The organism is bacterium, assembly GCA_024226335.1.
Lineage (GTDB): Bacteria > Myxococcota_A > UBA9160 > SZUA-336 > SZUA-336 > JAAELY01.
The window spans coordinates 1-1,897 of record JAAELY010000429.1 but is presented as its reverse complement, the minus strand read 5'-3'; the positions used below and the strand labels follow the sequence as shown (position 1 = coordinate 1,897).

General features: G+C 61.1%; 1 protein-coding gene. It reads left to right on the top strand.

The window, feature by feature from the left end:
• Positions 1–624 precede the first annotated feature (624 nt).
• A partial coding sequence (locus GY725_20815; protein ID MCP4006629.1) for a hypothetical protein occupies positions 625–1,897 on the top strand: 1,273 nt, incomplete at its 3' end.

Below are 1,897 nucleotides of genomic sequence, written 5' to 3'. Positions count from 1 at the left end.
GCAGGATTTGTTCCCTTGCCGTTTTTTAAAACCATCTCTGTAAGTGTCTGCACTGTCGCAGCAACAACTCGAGAGAAGGTCCCGAATTCCGACGGAAACCGCGGTTTTTGTTCGCCTAAGCTCTGCTATTTCTCACGGGGTGGGCGCCTAGCCGCGGACAATCCACGGGAAATGTCGAGAATTGTCCGAACATGTCTGGAAAGGCTGGTTTCGAGAATTATTTCGGCTGGAAAAGTCGAGGTTCGAGAGGCTTTCCGCGGATTAGCGAAGGAAAACGAGCAGAATTGTTGGAAAATGTTCGGAAAAACGCGGTTTTTGAGAATTAATTCCCTCAGAGGAAGCGAGTGCTAGAATTGCGGCGAGGGCGAAAAAACACCTCAAAACTCTTTTTTTTGACCCCCTGAAAACAGCACCCAAGAAAACAGCCCCCAAACAGAGTTCTTGGATAAATTAAGGGCGTCGCGAGGAACACAGAACATGGAACGGGGCGCCGTAGAAGTAGAAAGCAGACCTGTATGCGCCACGTCATTGACATGAAGCGCCGGAGCTCCAATCGCAATCGCTTTCCCACGCCCCTCGCGGCAGCCAGCGATGGCGGCGACAGGGCTGGACAAGGACTCCGTGATGCGAGCCTACGAGGACGTGAAACAGGGCAGGGTCGCGGCGACACCCGAGGAGAGGAAAGTAGCCGTCCGCAGCGTGAGCCGTCTCGAGAAGGGCGAGCACAACGCGGCCGCGGTCCCTTCGAGCCCGGACAACGTTTTCATGTACATCGCGTTGCGCAGGCTGGCCGGCGACAAGGACGCCGCCCGGGTCAGCGCCCGGAGCCTGAGGAAGTGGTCGCAGGAGATCGTGACGGAGGTGGCCTTGACGCAGCGCTACTGGGTTCGACAGAGGGCGGGCTACACGCTTCCCGAGCGCTGCAAAGCCTTCGTCGTGCCCGCGGAGCACCTCGACGTAGACGAAGCGATGCGGCAGTCACTGGCGAGCTGCTTCGTCATTGACAGCTCCTGCCCTAAGGAATGGTTGGGGCCGGGGCTCTCCGAAATCTCAGTGAAAGCGTCCACGCGCTGTTTGCAGCGCGATGGTGGCACCACTCCGGGGCACGGGTCCGGACACCTCTTGCCGCCAACGCCAACGCCGATGATCCAGGACGGCGAAGCGCACAGCGATTCGGAGCCGGCGGACTCTCTGGCGGACTCCGCCTCCAAACGGGCCAGGGTTCGACCCGCGCCCGGGCAGGAGGCGGACGACGCCGCCGCCGCCGAGGCCGCCTCGACCGAGTCCGCTCTCCCGTTGCGGGGCCGCGCTGCCTTGATGAAGGAGCTCGCCACACTCGACGAGGACGACAAGGTGGACAGCGACACCATCCTCAAGGTCTGCTCCGCCACGAACACGGCGATCGAAGCGGACAAGTGGAGCTCACAGGACACAATGAGTCCCTACACAGTGAAGTTCTGGTTCCGGCAGTACGTGCACCACGTCGAGGACTTGAAAGAGGCCTTCGTCGGGGACGACGTCGGGGTTTTCGTCGAGGGCTTGCCCCTGGAGATCCGCCAGTACCCCGCCTTCGTGCTGACGCGCTTGCTGCGCGCGACGTGGGCGGACATGAGGAAGATGGCGTCCTGCATGGGGGACCTGGTGAAGATCGCGCCGGCTCTGCTGCCGCCCATCGGTCACGCGCTCGTGAAAGCCGCGGTCGCGGACATTTCGGCGGCCGAGTGCTACGCCTACAACGACCTTCCGCTGCAGCTGAAGAATAAATTCTTCTTGAGTCCCCTCTACAAGGACTTCCTCGCAGAGCGAAGCCGGACCCTCATCGCGCCGGCAAGGACCTCGGAGGCTCTGAGTGCGGGGCAAAGGCTCGAGATTGTCGCGAGGGAGCTGGAAACCGCGG